This is a genomic window from Devosia geojensis (assembly GCF_000969415.1).
Lineage (GTDB): Bacteria > Pseudomonadota > Alphaproteobacteria > Rhizobiales > Devosiaceae > Devosia > Devosia geojensis.
Genome location: NZ_JZEX01000159.1, coordinates 1 through 4981, shown reverse-complemented (window position 1 = coordinate 4981; position 4981 = coordinate 1). Strand labels below are relative to the sequence as shown.

The 4981-nt window shown below is 72.0% G+C and carries 4 protein-coding genes; 2 read left to right on the top strand and 2 right to left on the bottom strand.

Annotation, left to right across the window (positions count from 1 at the left end):
• Positions 1-97 precede the first annotated feature (97 nt).
• Together ccmE and ccmI are read right to left on the bottom strand one after the other, a co-directional pair.
• Complete coding sequence (gene ccmE / locus VE25_RS18705) at positions 98-583, bottom strand: cytochrome c maturation protein CcmE (RefSeq protein WP_046110189.1); 486 nt, start codon at positions 581-583, stop codon at positions 98-100.
• Positions 580-1662 carry a c-type cytochrome biogenesis protein CcmI gene (ccmI, locus tag VE25_RS22795; protein WP_046110188.1) on the bottom strand — a complete coding sequence of 361 codons (1083 nt, stop codon included), beginning with the start codon at positions 1660-1662 and terminating at the stop codon, positions 580-582. Before ccmI ends, ccmE begins: the two co-directional genes overlap by 4 nt.
• A gap of 135 nt (positions 1663-1797) precedes the next feature.
• Here ccmI and VE25_RS22790 point away from each other — a divergent pair, with 135 nt between their 5' ends.
• Together VE25_RS22790 and VE25_RS18690 are read left to right on the top strand one after the other, a co-directional pair.
• Positions 1798-2880, top strand: coding sequence for a hypothetical protein (locus VE25_RS22790; protein WP_046110187.1), 1083 nt, complete (start codon positions 1798-1800; stop codon positions 2878-2880).
• On the top strand, positions 2877-4919 hold the full coding sequence (locus VE25_RS18690; protein WP_046110186.1) for an FAD-dependent oxidoreductase: 2043 nt from the start codon (positions 2877-2879) through the stop codon (positions 4917-4919). The genes VE25_RS22790 and VE25_RS18690 overlap by 4 nt, the downstream gene beginning before the upstream one ends.
• The last annotated feature ends 62 nt before the right edge of the window (positions 4920-4981 follow it).

Genomic DNA, 4981 nt, shown 5'->3' with positions numbered 1-4981 from the left:
GAATGAGGGTGGGGGTCGTTGTGTTGACCACCGATGGACCCCCACCCCCGGCCCCTCCCCTCAAGGGGGAGGGGGGCGATCGTGCCGTCCGCCACCATCACTGCCCCTCCGGCAGCGCTTCGCCCGGCCGCCACTCGCCACGTTCCTTGAGGGCGTCGGCGATTTCCTTGGGGATATAGGTCTCGTCGTGCTTGGCCAGCACATTGGTGGCGCTGAACGACCCGTCGGGCAGGAGGCTCCCCTCGGCCACCACGCCCTGCCCCTCGCGGAACAGATCGGGCAGGATGCCGGTGAAGGTCGCCGCGATGTCGGCCCCGTTGTCGGTGACGACGAAGCTGTTGCGCTCGCCCTGGCGCGTCCAGGAGCCCTCCTTGACCAATCCGCCGAGGCGGATGGGCTGGCCGGGCTCGACGCCGCGCTCGATGATGTCGGCGGGGGTATAGAAGAAGACGATCTGGTCGCGCAGCGCGACCAGCACCAGCGTTGTCGCCAGCGCCAGAACGAGGCCGAGCCCGGCGATCATCGCCAGTCGCTTCTGCTTGCGGCTCCAGCCGCGCCGTGCCGGCAGGCCGTGCGAACTCATTGCCCGCCTCCGTTGAGTGTCAGTCCCGCATCGAGCGCGATGGTGTCGAGATCGCCGCGATCGAACGCGCGGGGGTATGCGGCGACAGCATTGTCATAGGCCGCCTGCGCCGCGTCCCTATCTTCCAGCACCAGATAGGCGCGCACAAGCTGCGTCCACTCCTCGATGCTGCCGCCCTGTTCTTCGAGCCGGGCCGCCAGCCCCGCGACCATGCCGCGGATCGCCTCCTGCTCGGCGGCGGCGTCAGGCTCTCCGGCGACACCCTCGGCCTGCGCGAATTCCAGTCCGCGCCGGGCGGTGGCGAGCCAGGGCTCATCTCCCTCCGCCAGGTCGATGAGGTCCTGCCATGCTTCCGCAGCCGCCGGATAGTCGCCGGCGCGGGTCAGCTCGCCCGCGATGTAGAAGCGCGAGCGGATATGGGCCGGGTCGCGCCCGGCGGCGCTGCGCAGGAGCTCCATCGGCTCGCCCTCGGCATCGCCGCCCCTCTGCATCATCAGCGCCTCGGCAAGATCGGTCTCGCGCTCGGCATCGGGACCGGCGAGCTCGATGATGCGGCGGAAGGCGCGCTCGGCATCGGCATAGCGCTGCAGTTCCATGTAGGCGGGCGCGACGACGGTCCAGCCGCGCAGGTCGTCGGGCGCGGCGGCGAGCCGCGTCTCGATCTGCCCGATGGCGGCGTCGAGGTCCATGTCGCGCGCGGCGATCTCCGGGCGGTCGGCAAGCGGCGCGCCGGGCAGGTCCGGACGGCCGAGCAGCACATAAAGTCCCAGCGTCAGTCCGGCGACCAGCAGCACGCCGAGCGCGATCGGCCCCCGTCCCAACGGCTTTGCGGCGGAAGGTCCGCCTTCGGCCTTCTGGCGCAGCATCTCGCGGGCAAGCTCCGCCTTGGCGGCCGTCGCCTCGGCCTCGCCGAGCTTGCCGGCGCCGAAATCAGCGTCGATCCCCGCCAGCATGCGGCGGAAATGCGCATCGCTGTCTTCCGGGACCGCGCCCGCGTTGACCCGGCGCCCGGCCGACGCATAGTAGAGCGCGGCGCAGGCGATCAACGTCAGCAGCAGGGCAGTCGACCAGAAGACCATGAATTCCCAACGGTTTGCGCCACGGCGCCATGGACGGGGCGCATCTAATGGCGGATTATGTCTAAAAACCACAAAAACCCGTTGGGGTGAGGGGGACGCATTGCCACAGGTTGCAGCGGGCAAGCGCGAAGGCTGATGGAAGTCCGGCAGGTCGACATCGCGGTTTTCGGCGGGACGCCACTGGCGCGGCTCGTCGCCGGGCTCCTGGCTCAGGCGCACGACCGGCGCGTGGCGCTCGTCGGCGAATCGAGCGCGGCCTATCGCCTGGCGCGCGGGCTCGACCTTTCGGCCGCCCCGGCAACGCGCCCGGAAACCTGGGCGATTCTCTCCGACACCGTGCCGGAAACGTTGCGCCATCTCACCCGCCTCGGCGCGCGCTCCGCCATCCAGCGGCTCGATCCGCTGTTCGTCAGCGCCACGCCGCATGGCCGGCAGGCGCTCGCGCATGTGCGCCACATGGCCGCCGGCTTCGGCCACGACGCGCAGGCCGTGCCCTCCGAGATCGCCGGCGCGAATCGCGAAGGTTTGATCTTGCGCGACACGGCGCTGATCCTCCGCGCCGAGGCCGAGCCGCTGCTCGATGCCTGGCTCGCACGGCTCGACGTCGCCATGGTGCCGCCGCGTCTTGCCGCAAGCGAAGTCCTCGACGACGGCACGGCGCGCGTTGAGGTCGGCGACATCCGGCTCGAGGCCGGAATGGCGGTGCTCGCCGACGATGCCGCGATCCTCGCCCATGCCGCCGGCACGCTCGGCGCCCTGCTCTATGCCGTTCCGGCCACCGCGATCCTCACCGAACCCGCGCCGCCCCTCGCCTCTCCCGTGCTGCTCGATGTCGACCGCGAGGCGCAATTGCTGCAATTGCCGTCGCAGGCGATCACGGCCGTCGCCTCGGCCGGCACGGCCGGCACCGCTTCGGCGGTCGCGGCGCTCCTCAAGCGCCCGCGGCCGGTACGGCTCGCCGGCCATGTCGGGTTCCGCCGGCTGGTGACGCGGGACGGCGCGCCGGTCCTCGGGCGGTCCGCCGGCAGCGGCGGCGTCGTGCTGGCCGGATTGGGGACAACCGGCGCGTTCCTCGCCCCCGCCATCGCGCGCTGGCTGGTCGGCGCGGCAAGCGGGGCCGAGGACGCCTATTTCGGCGCGCGCGGCTTCTCGCGCCCGCTCGAACCATCCCCGGTCGGCGAGTTCGGCGCCATGCGCCCGGCGGAGGCCGTCGCGTGAAGGGCCAGCCCAATCGCCTCGAGCTCGACCCCCGCCACGCGTTCGCCGGCCACGCCCTCGACCGGACGCGCCCGCTGCGCATGCGCCTCAACGGCCACCCAATCGAGGGTTTTGCTGGCGATACGGTGCTGAGCGCCGCCATTGCCAATGGCCTCGATACCTATGGCATCCACGAGGGACACCCCCTCGCCCTCTCGCTGCGCTTTGCGCCGCTCGTCGCGCCGGTCGACGCTCCCGATCATGCCGTTGCGATGGCGCGCCTCGCCGCAGCCGACGGGCTCGATCTCGTCACCCTGCCCGCCGGCGCCTCCGGCCGTTCCGCCCTTGCCCGGGCAGGGCGGATGCTGGGACGGGCGCCCCGCTCGCTGGGCATCAGGCTCGACGCCGCCCCGGTGCCGCCCAACGCAGCCACGGATTCCGCCGAAGCCAGAGCGGTCGATATGGTGGTGGTCGGCGGGGGTATCGCGGGAATGGAGGCGGCGGTCGCGGCGGCGCGCGGCGGCCTTTCCGTCGCCCTCGTCGAGCGCCGCCCGATGCTCGGCGGCGACGCCCTGCTGTTCGGGCGCACCGAAGGGGAGGAAGCGCCCGAGGACGCCATTTCGCGGCTGAAACGGGAGATCGTCTCCCTTCCCGATATCTCTGCGCACGTCGCGAGCGAGGCCGTCGCGATCAATGGCCATCATGTGCAGATCGAAAGCGTCACCCTCGACGGCAGACGTCCGAAGTCCACCGTCACGGTTCTTGAAGCCAGGCACATCGTGGTCGCCACCGGCGCCGTCGAGCGGCTGCCGCTCTTTGCCGGAAACCGGCTGCCCGGCGTCGTCGGCACCGCCGAGGCCTTCCATCTCGCTCACGCCTACGGCGTGTGGCCCGGCCGCTCGGCGGCGGTCGCCACCGTCTCCAACGCCGCCTACCGTCTCGCCATGCTCGCGGCGGACGCGGGCATTGCCGTGCCCCGCATCCTCGACCGCAGACCGGCGCCGCAGTCGCGCTTCCTCGAGTTCTGCAAGGCCTACGGCATCACCATGGCGGGCGGCGTGGTGCCGCTTTCGGCCGCTCGCGCACCCGGCGCCGCCGCCCTTGCCGTGCGCACGGCGGTCTCCATCGAGAGCTACGAGAAGGAGGAGGAGCCGCTCGTCGTCGACCGGTTCATCGTCTGCGGCGGCTGGCAGCCCGAGCTGACACTCTGGCACATGGGCGGCGGGCGCAGCCATTGGCAGGCGGGCCGGCTCGTTGCCGGCGAAGGTCCAACGCATATCGTCCTCGCCGGCGCCGCCGCCGGATATCTCGGTACGCAGGCCTGCCTCGACAGCGGCCGGCATGCCGTTGCCCGGCTTCTCGGCGAGCCGCACGATTCCCCTCGCGAGACGATGATCGACCCCGCCTATGAGACGCCGGACGCCGCCGTCCCCATCGCCCGGCGCGAAAGCGGGGCCGCGCCCCTCGCCTATCTCGACGGCGGCGCCAGCCTTGCCGCGCGCCCGCAGGCGTCCGAGCCCGGCCTTCTCGCCCGGCTGCGCCCTTCCCGACGGCCGAAAACCCTCCGCCTTGCCGACCAGCCGCGGGTCCTCGGCATCGCGGACGTCGCCGCCGGCGTCGACCTCGAGGCCATTCCGCCCGCCATCGCCGGCGACGTGGCGCGCGAACGTGCATTGGGCGCGGGCGAAGCGTTCGAGCCGGCGGACATCGTCCATTCGCCAGAAGAGGCTCCGCCGCACCTGGTGCCCGATTACCTCGCCAATCGCTACGGCCCCAACACCACCGTCTGGCTGGTGCAGTCGCTGGAGCGCCGGCGGTTGGAGACGGGCTCGCTGATCTTCATCAATTCCGACCAGGCCAATCCCGCCTACGCCATCGGCGTGGTGCTGGGGCCCCTCCCCGGCGAGCGCGGCAGCGCCTGGGCGCTCATCGGCAAGATCGGCGCGACCCCCGGCGAGGGCGCGACTCTGCGCGACCAGAACCGGCCCGTGCCGATCCGGCTGGTGCGCCCGCATGACGGGGTGTTCGAGCCGGCGGAAGCTGGCTCCCCTCCCCCTTGAGGGGAGGGGCTGGGGGTGGGGGTCCGTCGGTGACGCACACAACGACCCCCACCCTCGTTCCC